Origin of the sequence: Blautia liquoris, assembly GCF_015159595.1 — a bacterium.
In the GTDB taxonomy this organism is placed as follows: domain Bacteria; phylum Bacillota; class Clostridia; order Lachnospirales; family Lachnospiraceae; genus Novisyntrophococcus; species Novisyntrophococcus liquoris.
The window spans coordinates 233,579-256,609 of sequence record NZ_CP063304.1; the positions used below are offsets into that span (position 1 = coordinate 233,579).

The window sequence follows — 23,031 nt, forward strand, 5'->3', positions numbered from 1 at the left end:
CAGAAAATGGAATTTGTAAAAGACATCAAAATGGAAATGCGTCCAAAAATCAGATATTGGCTGCCCTGTGCCGCAGTAGACGATACCTATCAAGTGTGGGTGAATGACAAGAAAGCAGATTTCCCAGATCAGGTTATGAAAGAAGTAGAAGTGACAAATCTGCTTGAAGAAGGTGAAAATGCTCTCCGGGTTGTCGTGAATAGTAATCTCTATAATCGGTTACTTGAGGAAGGTATGATATGGAAGGGAAATTCGATACCATTTACAGAAAAAAGATATGGAATTTGTGAGACAGAAGAGAAGCCGGTTTGTCTGTATAAAGTAAAGAGTAATTCAAAATAAAAACAGAGTTTATGTTTGAAGAACCCTACACCGGGAACGATCATTTTTTTGACTGGAATCACGATGGAATATCATCTCGGCCACTCGGGGCTGAAAAAATATCGAGTGTGCCTACACTTGAATTGCTTGCAGATTTATGTAATCTATGGAAGAGACATTTGATCAGACTTAACCATTAGTTAAGTTTAAAAGGTAAATTTGAATGCGCGTACCTTGTTTATCATTGCGGTTAAGTTTATGATTAGTATAAAGGAGGGATTAAATATGGAATTACAAATTGGAAGAATCATTCGAGAGCGCCGGAAACACCTCAATCTTACCCAAGAAAATTTAGCAATTGCCGTTGGGGTATCTGTGCCAGCAGTTTCAAAGTGGGAAAGCGGTAGTTCTTACCCGGACATTACACTGTTACTTCCTATTGCATGCACGCTTAATCTGACCGTAGACGAGTTGCTGGACAATCCCGGAAGTTTGTCTGTTGAAGAAGTGCCAAAACTCGGAGAAAAAGCAAAAAGATATTTTGAACAAGGTGATTATTTGAACGGAATATCGTTCTGTCAAAAAGAAATAACCGAAAATCCTCACTGCCTACTCTTGCAGTATCATTTTGCGGCAATACTGATAAACTATCTGTCTGTCTTGGATGGTAGTGAATATACCTTGGCCTTACAAACTGCTATTGCATGGCTGGAAAATGCGACCCAAATTCAAGAACCTGTTGAAATCAAACTGGCATCCTATTACTATTTAGGGCAAATGTATCTTAATACGGAAGAATATGAAAAGGCAGAGGAGGCCCTAAAAAAATTACCAAATGATATAGGTTTGGATTTTGCCAGTAGTATTGCATTACTTTTTATTCAAAAAAAGGAATACGATAAAGCAGAACAGTTTTGTCAAGAAAAACTCTACATTGATGTCAACTATGCGTGTTCAAATTTAGCGTTTTTAGCTGATGGGGCATATAAGACTGGGGATTATGAGAAGTCTTATGATCTATCTTCGAAAGAGGTGGAATTGTTAGACCTGTTTAAAATCAATTCCGATAAGACAATTTATGCTCTATGGCAAATGGCGTTATGTGCTAATTTGCTGGCCGATGAAGTCAGAACATCCCAATGTCTAAATCAAATGATGAATAGGATAGATGCGTTATCAGACTCGCCCATTACAGGAAACGCACTTTTTGAAAAAGTAAAAGCCCCAACGCAAGTAGTTTCAGCGGAAATGTCCAAGTATATTGTAAAGGATAATCTCAAAGCAATGATAATTAACAATGACCTTATGGATGTCCAAGCGTTTTCGCAAATACAAAAGCGCTTATGAGATGTGACAGAACAAAGTAAATAAAAAAAGTCAAAGGTCCTGCGGAGGTGTGATATGAATCATTTAGGTACAAAAATACTTGAAACAAAACGTCTGATATTGAGACCATTTAAAGAAACAGATGTTGAAGACATGTATGATAACTGGGCAGGCAATGATAATGTTACCCGATATCTGACGTGGCCAGCGCATGCTTCCAGAGAGGTCTCGAAATCTGTCGTGGATTTGTGGGTAAGTAATAATGAGGACATGAGAAATTATCAATGGTGTATTGAACTAAAAGACAATCAGCAAGCTATTGGCAGCATTGGAATCGTCCATATGGAGGAAGAGATAGATTCAGTAGAGATCGGATATTGTATAGGAGAAGAGTACTGGAACAGAGGAATTACAAGTGAAGCTTTCAAAGAAATTATTAAATTCCTGTTTGAAGAGGTTGCGTGTAACAGAATTTTTGCGCAACATGATGTACATAATCCAAATTCAGGGAAGGTAATGAAGAAATCAGGGCTTTTGTATGAAGGAACGTTACTAGAAGCAGGAAAAAATAATACAGGTATATGTGATATGGCCGTATATGGAATTACCAGGAACGTGTATAGTATGAAAAAGGGGGAGCAAAGAAGGCAGGCATTGGAATAACAAAAAATATAAAAAGAGTGATTTCTTAATATTAACACTTGACAAGAGGTCACTTCATAACAGAAAGGTGGTTTTCCATGGATAAATCGAATCTAGTATTAACATTGGAACAACGGCAGGCTTTGTCCATACAACAAGTGGAATCATTGGAACTTCTGGGCTATTCAAACCAGGAGTTGGAGTCGTTTCTTACAACGGAATACCTGGAAAATCCTATGTTAGAAAGTTCCGACGATAAACAAAGCACACAGATTCAGAATATTGAGCAAATGTATGAAAAAAGCACTTCCTACGAGGAACATTATAAAAAATGGGCAGATGACGATTCGAATCGTCAACAGGATATTGCTGCCAGTAACACGGAAGATTTAGCAGAGTCCTTGCTCTTACAGCTCAATAAAGCTGATTTCAGTGAAGAACAGTGGAACCTTATTCCGCATCTGATTCGGGGATTAGATGAAGACGGTTTTTTTCCATATGAACCGAGGGAATTTGCTGAGGTATTCCATACGGATAAACAAACCGTAGAGTGAGCGCGGACCCTTAAAGCAATCTATAAAAAAGGAATTCACAATATGGGTCGCCGGAAGCCCGGCTGTCACTAATTCGACGTTTTCATAAGCTTGAGTTGCAAACAAAGCGGTAAGTAGACTGGCGGTTACCGCACTCCCATGAATCCCAAAAAACCAGAGTAATTCTGCGAGAAATACTAACAGGCATGCCGCCCAGACATTACTACCCATATTTTGTAAAGGCATTTGCTGCCAGGGCAGTGCTTTCTGACAGACTTAAATCTGCACAGTTTTTTCCAAAATATGTCTGGGCAGCCGTCTGAATCCCATAGGCTCCCGCACCAAAGTTAACTGTGTTCAAATAGTTTTCCAGAATAATATCTTTGGCATTCAGCCCCTTGGCGTTCAGGCTGCTCTCAAGCTTGACAGCAAGATACTGCTCCTGGAATTTCCGGCGGAATCTTTCCATGGATCCCTCATGCACCCAATTCGTAAAGACATTGTTCTTCAGCAGCTGCTGTGTGATCGTGCTGGCACCTTCCATATTCTTGCCGCGGTTTTTTACAGCGACAAAAACTGCTCGTGCGATACCCTGAGGGTCAATTCCGTTATGCTCATAAAAACGGGAGTCTTCAATTGCCACAATGGCATGCTGCATACTTTCCGGGATTTCATCGATGGACACCGAAATACGGTTGCCATCCGAAGAATTTAACATAAATTAGCAAGAATTCCCCTTCCTCTTCAGGTGGCGGGATGAATTGCCATAATGTCCAAATCTTTGGAAAAGATTATATACAGCGACCAGTATAGGGATCGTTGCTTTTTGCACTGTATCCTCCAAAACTTTTTCTAAAACGTGGAAAGAACGCTTGTTCTTATGACAAAAATGTGTTATGCTATCATCAGTCGATAAGAGAAAAGAGATGATAAATGTGAATAAATTGGACAATAATGCACATTCAGTATTCCTCCTGTATTACCATCTGATTATGGTCGTAAAATACAGGAGAAAAGTGATTGATGATGATAGTTCTAAAAGGGCGGAGGAGATTTTTTCTTATATTGCACCCAAGTATGGAATTACCTTGGAAGAATGGAATCATGACAAAGATCATGTTCATGTGATGTTCCGGGCTCAGCCGAAAAGCGAACTCAGCAAATTTATCAATGCCTATAAGAGTGCAAGCAGTCGGTTAATTAAGAAAGAATATCCACAGATTCGAGAGAAACTTTGGAAAGAAGCATTCTGGAGCCAGAGTTTTTGTCTGCTCCGTGCAGGAGGAGCACCAATCGAAACCATACGGGCTTATATTGAAAGTCAGGGTGAAAAAGCATGAACAAAGCCATAAAATTTCGTATCTATCCAAATAAAGAGCAGGGAGAACAGTTTGCAAGAACCTTTGGATGCTGCCGGTTTCTATACAACGTGATGTTGGAAGATAAGATGAAAGAATATCAAAAAAGTAAAAAGCGGTTGAAGAATACGCCGGCTTTTTATAAAAAACAGTATCCGTGGCTGAAAGAGGTGGATTCACTGGCACTAGCCAATGTGCAGCTTCATCTGGAAAGGGCATATCAGAACTTTTTTAGAAATCCGCAGAGTGGTTTTCCAAAGTTCAAATCAAAACACAGAAGCCGTGCAAGTTATACGACGAATGTAGTAAATGGAAATATCAAACTGGAAGAAGGAAAGCTGAAGCTTCCGAAAATGTCTCATGTAAAACTGGTACAGCACCGACAGATACCGAAAGAATATCAATTGAAATCGGTGACGGTCACTCAGGAACCGTCCGGAAAATATTATGCCAGTCTTCTCTATACCTATGAGAGCCAAATAAGTGAGGAGAAAGAGGCGGTAGAAAAGATGTTGGGAATGGACTTTGCCATGAGCGGTATGGCGGTGTTTTCAGACGGAAGCCGGGCAGAGTACCCGATGTATTACCGGAAGTCAGAAAAGAAATTGTGCAAAGAGCAGAGAAAGTTGTCTCACTGTGTAAAAGGAAGCAGAAATCACGAAAAGCAGAGACGAAAAGTGGCTGTCTGTCACGAAAAGGTAAAAAATCAGAGAAAAGATTTTCAGCATAAGCTGAGCAGAAAATTGGCGGACAGTTATGATGCAGTGTGCGTAGAAGATCTGAACATGAAAACCATGAGCCGGAGTCTGCACTTTGGGAAGAGTGTTATGGATAATGGATATGGAATGTTTCTGGGAATGCTGGAATACAAGCTGATGGATCAGGGAAAGAGGCTGGTGAGAATAGATAGGTTCTATCCGTCAAGTAAGACGTGCTGTAAATGTGGAGCAGTAAAAAAAGAACTAAAATTATCGGAGCGGATATATGAGTGTCGTTGTGGAAACCGGATGGACAGGGATGTCAACGCGGCAATCAATATCCGTGAAGAGGGAAGAAAAATAGTATGTGCATAACTTCACCGAAAAAAAGCCCGTAACCGGGCAAAAACCGTGGGGCACACGGGGATAGCCTGCAGATACTTAGCCCGTTGGGGCTATTGAACAGGAAGCCCTCACTTCAAAATCATGAGATTTAAGTGGTGGGAGTAGGTCACTTCATATGCTTATTTTTCTCTTTTCCAAAACGAATTAAGAACGTCTGCTAATTTTTGGGGCGCTTCTGTATTAATTTCATGTCCTACATCTTCTATAATTTTCATCTCTGCATTTTGAATACGATTGCCTAAATCATTCGTAGCCCTTATATTGGCATTGTCATTTTTCCCACATACAAGCAAAGTGGGACATGAGACATCTTTTAAATTCAAGCTGAAATCTAAATCTATCATTGAATTCGTTAATGCAAGTATGTTCTTTTTTGGCATACCCATCTTTATAAATGATTTTTCAGGCATAACCTTAAAAATAAAATTCTGAAATTTCATCAAGTTTTTGGGGACCTTATATTGCGCACCAACTAATACCATGGACTGTATTCGATTTGGAAATTCTATTGCGTAATTCAGTGCAATAATTGCACCTAGAGAAAGTCCGCATATATGTAATCTGCCCGGCAGACTCTCACAATAAGTTACAAAAGAATGGTATAAATTTGTATAGGTTGCATCTTGTCCGTTTAATATTTTCCATAAATCCGGGCAGTCAATCGTATCGTCTAACGATAGCAGGGAAGTCGTTTTATCCCAAGTTGTTGAATTTTGTCCAAGTCCATGAATGAAAATATAATGCATATTGTTCCTCCTCGTATAATGAGTAATCTGTTCAATTGTCAAATTTGTCGTTGTAAGTAAACTTTATCTTTATCGTTTTAAAATACCACTTGTATTAAGAGCATATACAGTAGGAGAGAGGTCATTCGATCAAGCGGCATGGTCTTTCACCTCCCCTTCCAGGCGATGTCTTGTAATAAACAATACCAGATTTTCATGCAAGTTTTAAACGGCATGAAAGTAAATAAAAACATCCCTATTATTCAGTTAAAATAAAGTGTAACATAAGAAACGCTATCTTTGTAAACTACAAATTATTGTGGTCAAGATGGAGTGACTATAGGTAATTTTATTTATATTTTCAATATAAAAGGATTTGTTAATGTTAAATCAGGCATGACCTAAATATTTTTGTAAAGTATTTGCTGTGTCAAATTATTTGGGTCATTTTTGTTTTCCAGAGGTGAAGGCAATGAAAGTGGTGCGACGTTTAAACAATAATGTAGTATTAGCGGATGATGATGGCAAGGGGACTTTTCAACGTATTCCTAAAAAGTCTTTCTATTGGTATCGAGAAGTAATATGTTCAAATGGTGCTTACAAATGAGTGATTACTCCGAATGGGACGGCGATTGAAAGTAGTTGTAAAATCAATCGAATATGTATATTTTGCAAAAATTTAAGTTCCTGTTAAATGCTATATTCCGCCGTATATGGTTAACTCCATATCGGCGGTTTTTTCGATTATCATTTTTTCAATCGGAAGTTAGCGTGGTTAGTCATGTTTTCTTTTTAATGAAAACAGTATTATTACTATTATGGCTGTTAAGAACAGCGCTAAAAGAATCACTATGCCAATTCTAACACTAATTATCCCCAAAGAGTACAAAAGAGCACACACCGCAATTACAAGTAATATACCCGAAACACCTCCGATGATTTTTAACCACAAGGGTTTATTTTTTTTATTCATATTTTTCAACATTCCTTTCAAGATAGTTTATTCCCATACGATACAGGTTCATTGCTCCAATGCGATCATTATTGGATTTGTAACCACAGTTTTTACAGGTAAACAGATGCAGTTTCTTATCCCTGTTAGACTTTTCAATATGACCACAGATCGGACAGCACTGAATTACATACATCAGAAAGGTTACTATCTTCAACATCGTAAGTTACAGGGATATGTAAAAAATATTTACCGTGCTTATTTACGAGTTTGGAAATGATTGGCCTTCCATTACTCGTTATCCAAATCTCCCGTCTTAAAGACATTGTAACGTAGTGATAGCTGGCATCAATACCTTTCATATAAACTTCACGGTCGTTGATTTTGTCCGTCAATGCCGCACGAAGGAGCGTTTTGATTTCAACGTCTTTAATCGGGCTTCGCTCCATAGCGAGCAGGTAATCGTCCTTGTCAACCTTACTCCAGTCAATCACCTTACTCAGGTTTTTTTGAGAATGGTATCAAGGCAAATTCTTGTGCTCCTGCCATTGCCCTCTCTAAACGGATGAGCTACGTTCATTTCCACATATTTTTCGATGATTTCATCAAAAGTAGATTGAGGCATTTTTCCAATGTTTTCAAGGGCCGCTGCGAGGTACATAACAGGTGCGAATCGAAAACCGATTTTTGCAATGTTCACAGTCCGCATCTGTCCTGCAAAATCGTATATTTCATCAAACAGATACTTGTGTATATTTGACAATCCTTTAAATGTTCCGACCTCGAAGGTATCAAGCAGATTTAGTTCGAACAATTCAAGAGCTTTTTTCTTGCTTGCTTTTTCTTCGGCACGGGCAAGCTCTGCTGAGTCTGTAATGCCCAATTTATTTTCTCTATTTCTGTACATGTTCCAGATAATGCAGCACATCTATTACCTTCCTTTGCAGTTTCTCAGGTATTTCCTGTCTGCCTGGCAACACTGCTTGAAAACACTTTTGGGGTATTAATTCTTTTTTAAAAACGGGTTTTTTCAAGCCGAGAAGCATAGAAAGCTCTGATTGAAATTGCATATAATCATAGGTATCCCTTGTTCCGATATGAAATATTCCTCCAAGATCTTCTTTGATGATATAGGCAATCCATTCTGCAATTTGAATATTTGTTGTATAATTAACATGCAAATTGGGGTAGGTAACAATCGGCGTATGGCTTTCCGTATCCTCTATCAATTTCAATATTCGAGGGCAATTTCTTCCCCAAATTTCTGGAATACGAACAGTAACACATCTATCATTTAATTTCTCTTGCAGCAAATGCTCACATGCAATTTTAAATCTACCATAATCTGTATGAGAATCAGTTCTATCAGATTCATAATGAGGATTTTCCTCTGCCGCATCAAAGACATTAGCAGTAGATAGGAAAATGATTTTTCCAGCTTTATTTTCTGCCAAGTAATTGGCAACATCATTATGTGCTGCTAATTGTAGTTGAAAATCCCCTCCCAAACTTGAGATAATAATTTGAGGCCGTATACGATCCAGTATATTTTTAATAGAACCGGGTATGCCGAGGTCCAATTGAAGCATTCTATTTTGAGCAATACCTTCATTCTTTTGTGAGTGATAGGTTCCATACACTTCATAATGTTCACCCAGTCGTTGTGCAATTGCCTGACCGGCATAGCCACTGGCGCCTAATATTAAAATTTTCATCTGAAACCTCCTCTCAATTCTTTATGTATCTACACGTTATACCAATAAGTGTCAAAAGCACTGTAGGTGCTTCATACAGGCTTTGGAAATTGTGATAAAACAAAAAATACCCAAGCGACAGAAGCCGTTTGGGGACTGGATTCTCAAACGGAGTGGGTGGGATTCGAACCCACGCGCCGGAAAACCGACGACCTGATTTCGAGTCAGGCTCGTTATGACCTCTTCGATACCACTCCGAATTCATACATATCATCTGATCACGTCAGACAACGTATTTTATTATAAGGGTATTTGGCCTCATAGTCAATATAAAAACTGAAATTTCGCGTCCTTCGCGTCCTGTCTTATTTTTTTGACAGATATCGTGTGATTTTTCTGGTCCGATTGTTTTCATGCTCTTTTTTTGCGCACCGCAATATGTTAAAGTGTAATATATGAACGGCAGGCAGACTGTGAAAATGATAATAGGAGTGTGAGGGCATGCGTTTTTTACATATAGCCGATCTTCATATCGGCAAACGGGTCAATGAATTCAGTATGATCGAGGATCAACGGTATATACTGGATCAGATTCTTGCGGTTGTGGAACGGGAAAAACCAGATGGAATATTAATCGCCGGGGATGTCTATGATAAGAGCCAGCCGTCGGCGGAGGCGGTGGAACTTTTGGACGAATTTCTGACGGAATTGATGTCTTACAGGCACCCGGTTTTTGTGATCAGCGGCAATCACGATTCACCGGAGCGACTCGGCTTTGGCAGTCAGATCATGCAAAAAGACGAACTATATATTGCCGGGGTATTTAACGGGCACCTTTGGAAAGTCACACTTTCCGATGAATATGGACCTGTGAATATCTATATGCTTCCCTTCGTAAAACCGGCATCTGTGAGGCCTTTTTATGATGAGACAATCGAGACGTATGAGCAGGCAGTCCGAGCAGTGATTGATGACAGCAATGTTGACAGGAATGAGCGAAATATTCTGATCGCGCACCAGTTTATAAGTGCCGGCGGTCAAAAACCGGAGCAGTCGGACTCAGAAGTATTCTCGATTGGTGGATTGGACAATATTGATTCTGCTGTCTTTGAAGATTTTGACTATGTGGCTTTGGGACATCTGCATGGCCCGCAGAGAATTGGAAGGGATACCATTCGCTATGCAGGGTCACCGCTCAAATATTCCTTTTCGGAGGCAAGGCATCACAAATCTGTGGTGATGATCGGGCTTGCTGAAAAGGGGAACGTACAGTATGATCTGATTCCGCTGAAACCGCTCCGCGATCTCCGTGAGATTCAAGGACCGATTGAGGAGCTTTTGTGTGTTGGAAGAAAGGACGCTGCGTTCTCACAGGATTATATTCATGCCACGCTTACCGATGAAGATGAGATCTACGATGCCATAGGTCAGATACGAAAAGTATATCCGAATCTGATGGCACTTGACTTTGACAACAAAAGAAGCAGGCAGGCATCGGATGAGCAGGATGCGTTTGCACGGGAAGCGGCGAAAAAGAGCACGATGGAACTTTTTGCAGATTTTTATAAACTGCAGAATCATGTAGAACTATCGGCAGAACAGATCACAATCATGAAAGATATCTTCGAGAAAGCGGGGGGAGAACGATGAAGCCTTTACACGTCACGATGAGTGCATTTGGCCCATATGCAGGCAAAACAGAGCTGGATTTGCAGACCTTTGGCGGTCAGGGTTTGTTTCTGATCACGGGGGATACCGGGGCGGGAAAGACAACCATTTTCGATGCGATTGCATTTGCGCTTTATGGGGAGGCGAGCGGTGATATCCGCACAACGGACACGATGCGAAGTGATTTCGCCGAGCCAGAGATGAAAACTTATGTAGAGCTGACATTTTTGCACAGGCAAAAGACTTATCGAGTGATCCGAAATCCAAGGTATCTGCGCCCCAAAAAGAGCGGCGAGGGGACGACAGCAGAGAATGCCGATGCAGTGCTGGAAATGCCGGATGGAACTGTGATCACCGGATTTCGCGATGTGACGGCAAAAATCACGGACCTTCTTGGCATCAATTATAAACAGTTTAAACAGATTGCTATGCTCGCTCAAGGAGAATTCTTAAAGCTTCTTCTTGCGGACAGCAAGGAGCGTGGAGATATCTTTCACCGGGTGTTCGGCACGGAACTGTATCAGTTGGCAGGAAGGCTTTTAAAAGAGAGAGAACGGGATGCCAAAAGAAATTGTGAGGATGCGCAAAATGAAATTATGCAGTATTTTTCTCTTGTGTCATGTTCGGAAGACGAATGGGGGACTAAGTTCCAGACGCAGCTTAAAGACGCAGCCATTCATGATTCGGATGAACTGTTTGAACAAGTAAAGAAACTGGTCAAAAAGGATCGTTCACTGCAGGAGAATCTAAGAGAGAAGCTAAAAGATTCCCAGAGAAGACTATCGGATCAGATTACAGTGATTGCGGCGGCAACTGCATTGAATCAACTTTTTGATCAGAGGGATACGGCAAGAAAAAAAGAGGAAGAGATGCTAAGTCACCGGGATGATCATATGCGTCAGAAAAAGGATCTGGAGGATGCCAAACATGCGCGGTATACAATATATCCGCTGGAGAAAGATTTTCTCCGCGAGCAGGAGAAAGAGGACAAGCTGAAAGAGGAAATCGACGTTTTGCAAGAGAAGATCTCGGTGCTGTCCGGACAGATGAATCTTGCCGGGGATGAATACAAAAAACAGACAGAAAGAGCGCCGGAGCGTGAAAAACTGGCTTCGGCGATGGATCATCTTGCGAAGATGCTTCCTGCATATGATCAGGCGGATTTACTGAAAGATCAGTTGAGAACGCTTGCAAAGAAGAGAGCGGATCTGTTGGATGAGCAGGAAAGTCTTTTGAGACAGAAGGAAAGAATGAAGATTCAAAAAGATGAATTGCGTGCAGCACTTGAGCAAATGTCGAATTTGGAGATTCAGCTGGCAAGATGTGAACAGGAGTCCGAACAGATTCAAACAAAGTCGGAACATCTGGATAATGTGAAGAGCCATGTGGATAACCTTTTGAAAATGAAACAGGAGAGTGGAAAACTGCAGAAAGATTTTCAAAAAGCGCAAGATCAATTCAGAAAGGACAGCCGTATCTATGATGAGAATGAGATGGCATTTTACCGTGAGCAGGCGGGAATTATGGCGGAGAAACTGGAAGACAAAACTCCATGTCCGGTCTGTGGATCTACAGAACATCCGGCAAAGGCAGTCATAGCAGGCAGCGCTCCGAGCGAGGCCGAACTGCTAATGCTCAGAAAAAGAACGGAGAATTCCCGCGAAAAGATGCAAGATTGCAGTCGTAAGGCAGCAGCAAAAGCAGCTGAGACGGATCTGGCAGGGGAGCAGCTGAAACAAATGGTGGAAAAGCTGTTTTCGGAAGGGGAATTTTGCACAGAAGGGATGTTCAATTCAGAACGACTGACGAATTTGCAGCAGTTATTGGATGCTCAGATGCTCAGATGTAGTGAACTCACAAAGGAATATGTGCAGAGAAAGAAGATGTGTCAGAGAAGCATCAGGGATAAAAAAGCTCATAAAGAACAGTTGGCTCTTACAGAGCGGCAGCTACAGGAGAATGAAGCCAGAAGGTCAGAGGTGGACGAAGAGAAGACACACGTTTCATTCGAAGCGGATTCTAAAGCCGGGGAGTTGAAAAATATACAATCTTCTCTTGAATATGAGGACAGGCAGCAGGCCAAAGAACAGATGATGGGATGGGAAAAGGAGCTGAAAAGGCAAAAAGACGATTTTCAGAAAGCAGAAAAAGCTTACTATGATCTTCGAAATGATCATAACAGCAACCGGCTTTTGTTGGGGGATAAAGTGGAACAATACACGGAAACAGGAAGATTAAAGAAGAAAGCCTTTTTGCTCTATCAGGAGAGATTGACTGCGGTCGGATTCAAGAATGAAGCTTCGTATCAGGCTGCAAAAAAGACGGAAGATGAGATCCGTGAATCGGAAAACAGAATCCGAAAATTCGAAGATGATCAAAAATCGATCGTGCAGGAACTTGGCAGGCTTGAAATAGAAACAAAGGGAAAAGAAAGACAGGATCTGGATAGGCTTATGGCGCAAAAGGTTCAGACCGAACAGGAAAAAGAAAAAATTGACGGAGAGTTCCGAAAGGTACTTTCCAGACTTGGCAATAACGAATTGATTCTAAAGTCACTGGAAAAGGTCAGGAAGAACTTTTCGGAGTATACGAAAAAATATCTTCTGATTTCGGATCTTTCAAAAACAGCGAACGGCGAACTTTCGGGAAAACAGAAGCTTGCATTTGAACAGTATGTTCAGGCAGCATATTTCCGTCAGATTCTGATGGAGGCGAACAAACGCCTGCGGGAAATGACAAATGGACGATATGAACTTGTCCGCCGTGAAAGTGCTTCTGATTTTCGTTCGCAGACAGGTCTTGACATCGATGTGATGGACCACTACACCGGACGTCTCCGCTCTGTGAAATCGCTGTCCGGCGGAGAATCTTTTAAGGCATCTTTATCTCTGGCGTTAGGACTCTCAGACGTGATTCAAGGTCATGCCGGCGGTGTCGAGATCGATACACTGTTCATCGATGAGGGATTTGGTGCACTGGACGAACAGTCTTTGGAGCAGGCGATACAGACACTGGCTCGACTTGCTGATGGAAACCGCCTGGTGGGAATTATTTCGCACGTCAGCGAGCTGAAAGAACGGATTGACAGACAGGTCATTATAAAAAAGAGCAATAAGGGAAGCTCGATTCATATTCGCAGCTGAGAGTGAACATTTAAATCCGACAGTCCGAGATTTTTACACTCGTTATTCTGTCGGATTTATTATACAGATTGTTCTCCAATATCAAAAGTCTCTCTTCTTATATAATTTCAATGCAATCTGATATGAGATCAGCACAGTCAAAAGCCATATCAATATTCCGGAGGTTATTGCAGTTACTGGATTTTTGGAAAGCCATTCTATGAAACGGCTCAGAACTTTGCTTACGTGTTTCGAAATCACGATAATCAGGAATGCCAGCACCATCAGAGGCATGTATGTCATCATTTTTCCCTTGGCATATCCCATCTTGAAGAAAACAGGCAGCTGAAGAGTCTGAAGAAAACTAAGCACGAAGAATAAGGTGACTACCACGATTAAGGTTTCTCTTGCTTCAATCGGTCTATGGAGAAGCAGAGATAGCAGGACGGATACAAGGCATGCGAATACACCAAGGCAAAGTTCCATCAGAATTGTGAACAGATACCGGCCGCCCACGACTGCGTTTCGGGAGATGGACAGCGAAATATACAGTTCATCCATATTGCATTTTTCGCCTACGGCAAAGGGGTATCCGGTAAACATGAATCCATAAGCCATCAGGATGGAAATGGAGGAGGTATTCGACTGTACTGTGAAAAACAATGCAACTGCTATCATGATGAACAGGTTTTTCATAGTCACATAAGGTCGCAGTGTTACATAATCCAACTTCAGAAATGACAGTGTTTTATTCATCGGTTTTTCCCTCCTTGTTCATGAATACGATAATCTCGTCAAGCGTGATCGGTTCCGTCAGCAGCTCATTTGGCAGTTTCCTGATATCAGAAGTTTTGACCATTGCCTCGAAGCCAGTGCTGTATTCTCTTGCGCCGATGAGAAGTTTTCGCTGTTCCTCATTGATCTCATAAAGGCTTCCTTTCGCAAGCGAGTAGTTTTCCATCAGATCATCTTTGAGCCCTGTGTAAACGATTTCACCATTCAGAATGAAAGTAATATAGTCTGCGATCTTCTCAAGGTCTGAAGTGATATGTGTTGAGAATAGGACACTATTGTTTTCATCTGTCACAAATTCGCTTAGCAGATCACAGAGTTCCTCTCTGGCGACAGGATCCAGTCCGCTTGTCGGCTCATCCAGAACCAGAAAGGTGGCATGATGTGAGAGGGCAACCGAGACCATGAGTTTGACCTTCATTCCACGCGAGAGATCCCTTAATTTTTTCTTGCGGTCAATAGAAAACTTTTCAAGCAGCGATGCATAAGTTTCACTGTTCCAATGTTGGTAAAAAGGTGAAACAGCCGTCTCAATATCGGATGCGTTCCAGTCCTCCGCAAAATAAGGAGTATCCATCACAATGCCGATCTTATCGTTGAACTGCCCGTTCATGCCCTGGCTGTCTTTTCCAAAAAGCTTTATATTCCCGCTGGAAATGTTCAGCATGCCAAGAATTGTTTTGATTGTCGTTGTTTTGCCGGCTCCGTTCGGGCCGATAAATCCCATGATGTAGCCCTTTGGTACTTTAAAAGAAATATTTTTTACGGAGAAATTTTCATATTGTTTTTCCAGACTAGTAACTTCTAATACATACTCCATTCTTATTCCCCCTCCCGATATAAGAGGTTCAACATCCGGATGACCTCTTCCTTTGTGATGCCTCCGGCCTTCGCTGTGCCAATCGCATCATTTAATGATAACTCAATCTTTCTCAGTGTATTTTCCCGTGCCATTTCCTTATTCTGCGGCAGGACATAACTTCCCTTGCCCTGTACACTGGTGATAAATCCTTCTTCCTCCAGATCATTATAAGCTCTGGTTGTTGTGATGACACTGATTTTCAGATCCCTCGCAAGCTGACGTATGGAAGGCAGAAGCTCTCCCTCGGCAAGATTTCCGGAGAAGATTGCTTCCTTGATCTGCGATTTAATCTGTTCATAGATCGGAAGTTCCGATCGGTTCGATACGATTATTTTCATTTGATAGTAATGAAATCCTTTCGTAAAATTAAACAACTGTATATATACATATATATACAGTATAATCACTATTATGAGTTTGTCAAGGAAAAAATGAAATAGCTAGCAGCAATTCGATGGAGCATTCTTTGCATACCTCAGTACTGGTCGGGAAACACTATGACTGGAGGTGTATCATTATGTTCTCAAGAAAATCAGTGATCAGCTTCGGGATGGTCGCGATCCCGATAGCGATGCTCACAGCGACACAAGATCATGATATTCATTTTAATCAGCTGCACAAGGAAGATAATAGCCGAATTCGATATAAGAAAACCTGTGCACACTGTGGAAAGGAACTTACATCGAAGGATATCGTGAAGGGCTATCAATACGACAAGGATCAGTTTGTCGTAATTACCGATGAGGAAATCGAACAGATAAAGACAGAGAAGGAAAAGTCGATTCAGATCCTTCATTTTGCTAATCTGAATCAGATCTCACCTGTTTATTATGAGAAGACGTATCAGATTGTCCCGGAGGCCGGAGGCGAAAAGGCCTTTGAACTCCTGCGCACTGCTTTGATGGCAGAACAAAAAATTGCAATCGGAAAGACAGTTATGGGAACGAAGGATACGCTGATGGCGATTATCCCCAGAGAAGAGGGGATGCTGTTATCAACGATGTACTATGCCGATGAAGTGAAAGAGCTTCAAAAGTCCTATACGAGACCGGAAGTCTCTGATCAAGAGCTAAAGATGGCGAAGACTTTAATTGATTCGATGGATACGCCTTTTGAACCATCAAAATATAAAGATGAATATCAGGCGAAACTGCGCGGCCTGATTGAGACTAAGATTTCCGGTAAAGAGGTCGTCGCACCGCAGGATGAAGGCCCGTCTAAGGTGATTGACCTGATGGAGGCCTTAAAAGTAAGCGTTGCAAATGCAAAAAAAGAAAAAGAGACAGCATGAGAATTAACAGCCCGCGTGTATCAAAAGAGAGAGGATGATTATGGACAAAATCAGTGAATATCGGCAGAAAAGAAATTTTGACCGCTCCTATGAGCCCGAAAGTGCAAATTACCCCATGAGAAATGAACACTCAGGCGGGTTTCGATTTGTTGTTCAGCACCATATGGCAAGTCATGACCACTATGACTTTCGCCTGGAATGGGATGGTGTTCTGCTCTCCTGGGCGGTGCCCAAAGGGCCCTCCTATGATACACGTGACAAGCGATTGGCCGTTCATGTGGAGGATCATCCTTTGGAGTATCGCAACTTTGAGGGCACGATTCCAAAAGGTGAGTACGGCGGCGGAACGGTCATGCTCTGGGATGAGGGTTTCTGGGAACCGAGGGAAGATATGAAACAGGGGCTTTTCAAAGGTCAGGTGAAGATGAATCTGAGCGGGACACGTCTGAGGGGAAAGTGGGCTTTGATTCGCCTAAAAGGAAAGAAAGAACAGAAGTCTAGGGATAAACAAACAGATAACTGGCTCTTATTGAAGGAAAGAGATGAGTATGCCGGTATGGATTTTCGCTTGGAGAACTTCACTACAAGCGTGAGAACGGGCAGGACGATGGCAGAGATTGAAGAGGGGACAGAGGAAAAGATAGTCAGGAACCCCTTTCGACAGACCAAAGTTCAACTGGCAAAACTCGTACATCAGGTCCCCAAAGAAAAAGGATGGCTGTATGAGATGAAGTATGACGGCTACAGAATCGTAGCGTTTGCCGAGGGAAACCAAGTTCGCCTGATGACGAGAAACGGTGTGGACGTTACGGAGAAATTTTCCGATATTGCCCATTCCATTGTAAGTTTTGCAAAAGGAAGAGCTCTGGTTCTGGACGGTGAGATGACAGTGACAGATTCGAATGGCAGGACAGATTTCCAGGCACTGCAGGATTATCTGCGAGAGAAGAAACAAAAGGATCTGACTTATATAATATTCGACCTTCTTGCCTTAGATGGCACAGATATAAGAGATCTGCCGCTCGCCAAAAGAAAAGAGAAACTTGAAAGGTTGCTGGAAGATGCGCCGGAAAATCTATATTATAGCCGTCATGTCAGAGATATGGGAAATGAGAGCTTTGCCGCCGCCGAGAAGATGGGAATGGAGGGAATCATCGGAAAAAGAGAGGATTGCGTCTACAGCGGAACAAGAAATGGTGATTGGATTAAATTGAAGTGCGTGAAGAGACAGGAGTTTGTGATCGGAGGATATGCTGTTCGCGATGACAGTACAAGACAGATCAGTTCACTGTTATTGGGAGCTTATCAGGATAACTGCTTCCTATATGTAGGCCGGGTGGGGACTGGATTTAAAGAAGATGAGATACAGGAGCTTCTACAACAGTTTTCAATGATAAAAAGAATTGATTCGCCTTTTTTAACTATACCAAAACCCAGATCAGGCGAGCGTGTAACCTGGGTAAAGCCAAAACTGCTCGCAGAGGTGAAATTTGCGCAGTGGACGAAAGATCATATTTTGCGCCATGCGAGTTTTCTCGGGCTGCGGACGGATAAGGACCCGCTTTCTGTCCGGATGGAAATACAAGATGGCCCTGATACGTTTAGAGAAGCAAAAGCATCAGAAAAAACCATGCTTCACAGAAAGCCTGACCCTTCCGGCAGCAGTGAATCACGAAAGATTGGGGGAGTAATCATTACCCATCCGGATAAGTTGATGTTTGAGGAAGATGGCATCACAAAAGGAGAGATGGCCGAGTACTATGCCAAAGTATCCAAACGGATGCTGCCATATGTAAGCAAAAGACTTTTGAGCCTCGTATGTTGTCCAAAAGGAATCGCACAGACAAGCTTTTTTAAGAAACATCCGGCATCGGCCGATAAAAAGGCTCCGGTGCTTACGATCACTGAAAATGACGGCGAAGAGTCGGATTATCTCTATATAGATGACTTACACGATCTCTTACTTCAGGTTCAGAACAACGCAGTAGAATTTCATACCTGGGGGAGCAGGACAGAGGACCTCGAAAAACCTGACATGATGGTGTTTGATCTGGATCCGGACGAGGGGATGGACCTTGCGCGTGTGCGTCAGGGTGTATTGGATATCCGAAATATTTTAACAGATCTCTCGCTTACCTCTTACTTGAAGACCAGTGGTGGGAAAGGTTATCATATCGTTGTCCCGTTTCAGCCCGGTGCCGGCTGGGAGTCGTTTTCTGGTTTTGCGCGAAAGACAGCTGAGGTTTTGGAGCAGCAGTGGCCGGATCGGTATACAAGCAATATCAGAAAAGCGAAACGAAAAGGCAGAATCTTTATCGATTGGATACGAAACGGACGAGGAGCCACAAGTGTTGCTCCCTATTCGATTCGTGCCCGCAAAGGTGCCAGAGTATCGATGCCGATTACGTGGGATGAGTTAAAGGATGTGGATCCTGATGGGATTACGATGGAAGAGGCACTCAAGAGACTACAGTTTCCGGATCCTTGGGCAGGGTTCTATGAAAGCAGCCAGAGACTGAATAGGAACTGATCTATATAACCAATGTCATTCGATATTTTTTGGTAAGTATAGCGATTGCTTTTATTGTCCGCATGTGATATTATGATGCAAGCGTCAAAAGAGAAAGGACAGTTGTTATTGTGCATGTAAAACAAGAAGTAAGTCTGAAAAAGATACAGGAGGATGCAAAGAATAACTTCCGGGAAGGTTTCTTCTGCTGTGAAGCGCTGGTATCCGCAGTGAAAGATAATTTTGAATTGGATGTCCCGGATCAAGTGATTGCCATGGCTACCGGGATGGCAGTCGGTGCGGGGCATTCGGGCTGTATGTGTGGGGCCTTAAACGGAGGCATTCTCACATTGGGTCTGTTTTTTGGGAGAACCGAGAAAAAAGGACCTGCTGATCCGCAGGCAGTAAAGTGTATGGAACTGACGAATGAACTGCATGACTGGTTTCGGAAAGAGAATGGAAAGAATGCAGTCTGCTGCCGGGTTCTGACCAGAGAATTCGACATGGGTAAGGGAGAACACAAGGAACAGTGTATTCATTTTACCGGGATGTGTGCCTGGAAGACTGCTCAGATCATCGTACGCGAGCTGGGCCTTACCAACGTGGATGAGATAAAGACGGCACAGGAGGCTTGACGGTATGAAGGATCTGATTAAAAAAGTTCCCCTGCCGATCTGCGGCGTTGCTCTTGGGACGGCTGCACTGGGTAATCTTCTACAGAGCTATTCGGAAGGAATCCGCTATTTATGTGGAGTCATTGCCGGGATATTTCTTCTGCTGTTTCTGCTGAAGATGATATTCTATTGGGACAGCGTAAAAAAGGATTTGGAGAATCCGATTATGGCAAGTATCGCGGGAACATTCTCCATGGCATTGATGCTGCTCAGTGTCTATATCAAACCATGGGCGGGACAGGCTGCATTTATTATATGGATTGCGGCAATCTTGCTGCATCTTATGCTGATTATATATTTTACGGCGAGGTTTATATGCAAGCTGCAGATGCCCAAAGTGTTTGCCAGCTATTTTATTGTATATGTTGGGATTGTTGTGGCTTCAATTACGGCACCCGCTTTTAAAAGAACAGGAGTGGGAACAGCGGCATTCTGGTTTGGGTTTGCTGCACTAATAGTGTTGCTTGTCCTTGTGACGATTCGTTATGCGAAATATAAGGAAGTCTTGGAACCGGCAAAGCCGCTGATCTGTATCTATGCAGCACCTGCAAGTCTTTGCGTGGCAGGATATATTCAGTCCGTGGAATCAAAAACTTATGGATTTCTGATTGCGATGTATATATTGGCCTTGATACTGTACATATTTGCACTAATCAAAGCGGTTACCTATCTGAAGGTACCATTCTATCCGAGCATTTCGGCGTTCACTTTTCCATTTGTAATCAGTGCGATTGCGTCGAAACAACTGATGGCATGTCTTATAAAGATGGGAAGACCGATTCCTGCGCTTCGGTATATAGTTCTGCTTCAAACTGTGATTGCAGTTGTTCTGGTTGTATATGCGATTGTGCGATATTTGTTTTTTTTGCTGCAGGAAAAATCATAAGATTAAAAAGTGAGACATGAGAGACGGAACTTTCATATCTCACTTTTTTTGAGTAAACCGTCTGTTTTCCGGAAATACTGCCAAGTAGTTCATAAAAAGTTTATAGATGAACCCTTGACAACAAGATCATAAGAGAGCTATAATAATTGTGCACAATATAATTGAGGAAAATAGTTAGGAGGATTTTAATATGTCTGTTTATGATTATGAATATACTTCGATTGAGAAGAAACCGATAAAGATGTCTGAGTATGAGGGAAAGGTTCTGCTGATTGTCAACACGGCAAGCAAATGTGGATTTACCCCGCAATATAAAGGTCTGGAAGAATTATATCAAAAATATAAAGATCAGGGTTTCGAGGTGATTGGATTTCCGTGCAATCAGTTTATGGAACAGGAGCCAGGAGATGAAAAAGATATCTCGGAATTCTGCTCCGTGCGCTATGGCGTGACATTCCCTCTGTCAGGTAAAGTGGAGGTACGTGAGGAGAATGCCATTCCCCTGTATCAATACCTGACTTCACAAAAAGGATTTAAAGGACTTGGCAAAGGTTTAAAGGCAAAGGGTATGGAACTCATGCTCAAAGGAAGATATAAAGATGGCTATACGGATAACCAGATTAAGTGGAACTTCACGAAATTTCTCATCGACCGCAAGGGAAATGTGATTGAACGCTTTGAGCCGACCGTAGAGCCAAAAGATATCGCCGCTAATATAGAAAAACTATTGTAAAAAACTCTGGGAGGATTGAATTATGAACAAAGTTGTATATGTTTCAAGAAGTGGAAATACGAAGAAGGTTGCCGGAGCCGTTGCAAAAGGGGCATCTGCGAAGGCGGTTTCTGTGGAAGAGGCAAATCTTTCAAAACCGGTCAATATTCTTTTTGTCGGAGGATCTATCTATGCGGGAAAGATTGACGGTAAACTGCGCGATTTCCTCTCTGCTCTGAGAAAAGATCAGGTGAAGATCGTTGCTGTATTCGGCACAGCTGCAAGTAAAAAATCAGCGCTGCCTGAGGTAAAAGCAATTCTTGAGCCAAAGGGAATTTTGGTCAGCGATGATGCTTTTCAGTGTAAAGGTAAATTCATGATGGTAGGCAGCGGCCATCCGAATGTAGAGGATCTGAAACAGGCAGAGGCTTTTGCAAAGCGAATCTGTGAGGATAATTCCCATGAATGAGCAGATTTTAAAGCTCGAAAACCAGCTGTGTTTTCCTCTTTATGCTGCGGCAAAGGAGGTTGTTAATCGCTATAAGCCTTATCTCGATGAGATTGATCTGACATATACTCAGTATATCGCCATGATGGTTCTCTGGGAACATCAGAGTATTGGTGTAAAGGAGATGGGCAGATACCTCTATCTTGATTCCGGCACGCTGACGCCGCTTTTAAAGCGTCTCGAGAAAAAGGGATATGTCAGACGCGAGCGCTCCGAAAAAGATGAACGTGCAGTGATTATAACGATCACGGATAAAGGGGAAAAATTAAAGAAAAAGGCAGCGGAAGTGCCCCTCAAGATGAAAGGATGTATTCCGCTGTCTATAGAAGAAGCCGGTATCCTGTATAAACTTCTGTATAAGGTGTTGGATCAGGAAGTGTAGTGTTTCACGGTTTTGTTATATTCTTTCATGATATTCTGCAGAATATCCATATGCCTGAAGTCGTTGTGGTAGAGAATATTGATTTCCCGGATCATGCTTAGATTTTCAATCGGCAAAACCGTGATTTTTCCTTTTTTTAGTTCATCCAGACAGACACTGCGCGCAAGAATGGAGACCCCGATACCGCGGCGGATCAGGTCTTTAATGGTTGCGATGTTGTCTACTTCCAGAATGACGTTAAAATCATCGAGTGAGATATTACGGCTTTCCAGATTTGCTGTGAACAGATTTCTGGTATCAGAGGATGAACTTCGAAGAATTAATGGCTGCTTTTTCAGTTCATTCAATGTTACCATTCTCTTTTTGGCAAGAGGATTGTTATTAGAGACAACCAAGACCAGTGAGTCTGTATCAAGCAGCAGAGAATTGATACTGCTGTCTGGGATATTTCCCTCTGCAACAGCCAGATCCAGTTCAAAGCTTTTTAACATGTCATAAAGATTATTTATGGAGCTAGTAAATATTTTTATATTTGTTCCGGGATTTTGCGCACTGTATTTTCCCAGAACCTCGACTACAGCATTGCTCTCTGCGGTGTGAGTAATCCCCACTCGCAGATGTCTTATCTGCCTTTCATCATCAGCAAGTTCTTGCTTCATTCTTTCATATAATGCAATATTTCTTCGTGCATATCTAATCACATAATTTCCCGAACTCGTTGGCTTTATCCTGTTTCCGGAGCGATTGAACAGCTTCACATGCAGCTCCTGCTCTAACTGCTTGATATGCTGGGTTACAGCTGGCTGTGTCAGTGACAGATGTTCTGCAGCTTTCGTATAACTTTCGTATTCGACGACAGCAAGTAACGTGTACAATTTTGTATCAATCATCGGATCACCTCATTTCCCATCTAAACATAATAAAAGCTTATGATATATTAATTATTCATAAATTAACTTTATGATGTTTTT

Annotated in this window: 23 protein-coding genes, 1 tRNA gene and 2 pseudogenes; 15 read left to right on the forward strand and 11 right to left on the reverse strand. The window is 42.0% G+C overall.

The window, feature by feature from the left end; translation table 11 throughout:
• Positions 1-6: 6 nt before the first annotated feature.
• From INP51_RS01110 to INP51_RS01125, 4 genes are all read left to right on the forward strand, one after another.
• Positions 7-342, forward strand: a complete 336-nt coding sequence (locus INP51_RS01110; RefSeq protein WP_193735931.1) for a hypothetical protein — start codon at positions 7-9, stop codon at positions 340-342.
• A gap of 264 nt (positions 343-606) precedes the next feature.
• Positions 607-1,668 carry a helix-turn-helix domain-containing protein gene (locus INP51_RS01115; RefSeq protein ID WP_193735932.1) on the forward strand — a complete coding sequence of 354 codons (1,062 nt, stop codon included), beginning with the start codon at positions 607-609 and terminating at the stop codon, positions 1,666-1,668.
• A 54-nt stretch (positions 1,669-1,722) separates the two neighbouring features.
• Positions 1,723-2,310, forward strand: a complete 588-nt coding sequence (locus tag INP51_RS01120) for a GNAT family N-acetyltransferase (RefSeq protein WP_193735933.1) — start codon at positions 1,723-1,725, stop codon at positions 2,308-2,310.
• 77 nt (positions 2,311-2,387) lie between these two features.
• Positions 2,388-2,843: an RNA polymerase factor sigma-54 gene (locus INP51_RS01125; RefSeq protein ID WP_193735934.1), complete on the forward strand. Its 456-nt coding sequence runs from the start codon at positions 2,388-2,390 to the stop codon at positions 2,841-2,843.
• Positions 2,844-3,045: 202 nt separating this feature from the next.
• Here the strand turns inward: INP51_RS01125 and INP51_RS01130 are convergent, their stop codons facing one another.
• Positions 3,046-3,540 carry a biosynthetic peptidoglycan transglycosylase gene (locus INP51_RS01130; protein ID WP_193735935.1) on the reverse strand — a complete coding sequence of 165 codons (495 nt, stop codon included), beginning with the start codon at positions 3,538-3,540 and terminating at the stop codon, positions 3,046-3,048.
• A gap of 208 nt (positions 3,541-3,748) precedes the next feature.
• On the opposite strand from INP51_RS01130, the gene tnpA reads away from it, so the two are divergent.
• Complete coding sequence (gene tnpA / locus INP51_RS01135) at positions 3,749-4,162, forward strand: IS200/IS605 family transposase (protein ID WP_193737187.1); 414 nt, start codon at positions 3,749-3,751, stop codon at positions 4,160-4,162.
• Positions 4,159-5,253, forward strand: coding sequence for an RNA-guided endonuclease TnpB family protein (locus tag INP51_RS01140; protein WP_193735936.1), 1,095 nt, complete (start codon positions 4,159-4,161; stop codon positions 5,251-5,253). Before tnpA ends, INP51_RS01140 begins: the two co-directional genes overlap by 4 nt.
• 149 nt (positions 5,254-5,402) lie before the next feature.
• Here INP51_RS01140 and INP51_RS01145 read toward each other — a convergent pair whose 3' ends face one another.
• The 6 genes and pseudogenes from INP51_RS01145 to INP51_RS01170 all read right to left on the reverse strand — a co-directional run bounded on the left by INP51_RS01145 (position 5,403) and on the right by INP51_RS01170 (position 8,911).
• Positions 5,403-6,029 carry an alpha/beta fold hydrolase gene (locus tag INP51_RS01145; RefSeq protein WP_193735937.1) on the reverse strand — a complete coding sequence of 209 codons (627 nt, stop codon included), beginning with the start codon at positions 6,027-6,029 and terminating at the stop codon, positions 5,403-5,405.
• A 754-nt stretch (positions 6,030-6,783) separates the two neighbouring features.
• Positions 6,784-6,981, reverse strand: coding sequence for a hypothetical protein (locus INP51_RS01150; protein ID WP_193735938.1), 198 nt, complete (start codon positions 6,979-6,981; stop codon positions 6,784-6,786).
• Positions 6,974-7,153, reverse strand: a pseudogene (locus INP51_RS01155) (zinc ribbon domain-containing protein); the annotation flags it as partial. The gene INP51_RS01150 and the pseudogene INP51_RS01155, both read right to left, overlap by 8 nt.
• Positions 7,154-7,292: 139 nt before the next feature.
• A pseudogene (fic, locus tag INP51_RS01160) lies at positions 7,293-7,867 on the reverse strand (protein adenylyltransferase Fic); the annotation flags it as partial.
• Positions 7,854-8,675 (reverse strand): sugar nucleotide-binding protein, encoded by an 822-nt coding sequence (locus INP51_RS01165; RefSeq protein ID WP_193735939.1) that lies wholly within the window; start codon positions 8,673-8,675, stop codon positions 7,854-7,856. The gene INP51_RS01165 and the pseudogene fic, both read right to left, overlap by 14 nt.
• 148 nt (positions 8,676-8,823) lie before the next feature.
• Positions 8,824-8,911 (reverse strand) — tRNA-Ser (locus INP51_RS01170).
• Positions 8,912-9,155: 244 nt separating this feature from the next.
• Here INP51_RS01170 and INP51_RS01175 point away from each other — a divergent pair.
• Together INP51_RS01175 and INP51_RS01180 are read left to right on the forward strand one after the other, a co-directional pair.
• Entirely contained in the window at positions 9,156-10,304 is a 1,149-nt protein-coding gene (locus INP51_RS01175) for an exonuclease SbcCD subunit D (RefSeq protein WP_193735940.1), read from the forward strand.
• Positions 10,301-13,465 carry an AAA family ATPase gene (locus tag INP51_RS01180; protein ID WP_193735941.1) on the forward strand — a complete coding sequence of 1,055 codons (3,165 nt, stop codon included), beginning with the start codon at positions 10,301-10,303 and terminating at the stop codon, positions 13,463-13,465. Before INP51_RS01175 ends, INP51_RS01180 begins: the two co-directional genes overlap by 4 nt.
• A gap of 81 nt (positions 13,466-13,546) precedes the next feature.
• Here INP51_RS01180 and INP51_RS01185 read toward each other — a convergent pair whose 3' ends face one another.
• Genes INP51_RS01185 through INP51_RS01195 form a run of 3 tightly spaced genes read right to left on the reverse strand, consistent with a single transcriptional unit; the run spans position 13,547 to position 15,436 of the window.
• Complete coding sequence (locus tag INP51_RS01185) at positions 13,547-14,200, reverse strand: ABC-2 transporter permease (RefSeq protein ID WP_193735942.1); 654 nt, start codon at positions 14,198-14,200, stop codon at positions 13,547-13,549.
• A complete protein-coding gene (locus tag INP51_RS01190) occupies positions 14,193-15,056 on the reverse strand; it encodes an ABC transporter ATP-binding protein (protein ID WP_193735943.1) in 864 nt (287 codons plus the stop codon). Before INP51_RS01190 ends, INP51_RS01185 begins: the two co-directional genes overlap by 8 nt.
• Before the next feature lie 2 nt (positions 15,057-15,058).
• Positions 15,059-15,436: a GntR family transcriptional regulator gene (locus tag INP51_RS01195; RefSeq protein WP_193735944.1), complete on the reverse strand. Its 378-nt coding sequence runs from the start codon at positions 15,434-15,436 to the stop codon at positions 15,059-15,061.
• 179 nt (positions 15,437-15,615) lie between these two features.
• Here INP51_RS01195 and ku point away from each other — a divergent pair, with 179 nt between their 5' ends.
• The 7 genes from ku (at position 15,616) to INP51_RS01230 (ending at position 22,060) form a co-directional block, all read left to right on the forward strand.
• On the forward strand, positions 15,616-16,389 hold the full coding sequence (gene ku / locus INP51_RS01200; RefSeq protein WP_193735945.1) for a non-homologous end joining protein Ku: 774 nt from the start codon (positions 15,616-15,618) through the stop codon (positions 16,387-16,389).
• 40 nt (positions 16,390-16,429) lie between these two features.
• Positions 16,430-18,919: a DNA ligase D gene (ligD, locus tag INP51_RS01205; protein ID WP_331463483.1), complete on the forward strand. Its 2,490-nt coding sequence runs from the start codon at positions 16,430-16,432 to the stop codon at positions 18,917-18,919.
• A gap of 110 nt (positions 18,920-19,029) precedes the next feature.
• Positions 19,030-19,533, forward strand: a complete 504-nt coding sequence (locus tag INP51_RS01210; RefSeq protein WP_193735946.1) for a C-GCAxxG-C-C family protein — start codon at positions 19,030-19,032, stop codon at positions 19,531-19,533.
• A gap of 4 nt (positions 19,534-19,537) precedes the next feature.
• Positions 19,538-20,458, forward strand: a complete 921-nt coding sequence (locus tag INP51_RS01215; protein ID WP_193735947.1) for a TDT family transporter — start codon at positions 19,538-19,540, stop codon at positions 20,456-20,458.
• A gap of 190 nt (positions 20,459-20,648) precedes the next feature.
• Positions 20,649-21,191, forward strand: a complete 543-nt coding sequence (locus INP51_RS01220; protein WP_193735948.1) for a glutathione peroxidase — start codon at positions 20,649-20,651, stop codon at positions 21,189-21,191.
• Positions 21,192-21,213: 22 nt separating this feature from the next.
• On the forward strand, positions 21,214-21,639 hold the full coding sequence (locus tag INP51_RS01225) for a flavodoxin family protein (protein WP_193735949.1): 426 nt from the start codon (positions 21,214-21,216) through the stop codon (positions 21,637-21,639).
• Complete coding sequence (locus INP51_RS01230) at positions 21,632-22,060, forward strand: MarR family winged helix-turn-helix transcriptional regulator (protein WP_193735950.1); 429 nt, start codon at positions 21,632-21,634, stop codon at positions 22,058-22,060. The genes INP51_RS01225 and INP51_RS01230 overlap by 8 nt, the downstream gene beginning before the upstream one ends.
• Here the strand turns inward: INP51_RS01230 and INP51_RS01235 are convergent.
• Entirely contained in the window at positions 22,048-22,950 is a 903-nt protein-coding gene (locus tag INP51_RS01235) for a LysR family transcriptional regulator (RefSeq protein WP_193735951.1), read from the reverse strand. The genes INP51_RS01230 and INP51_RS01235 overlap by 13 nt on opposite strands.
• Positions 22,951-23,031: the final 81 nt, after the last annotated feature.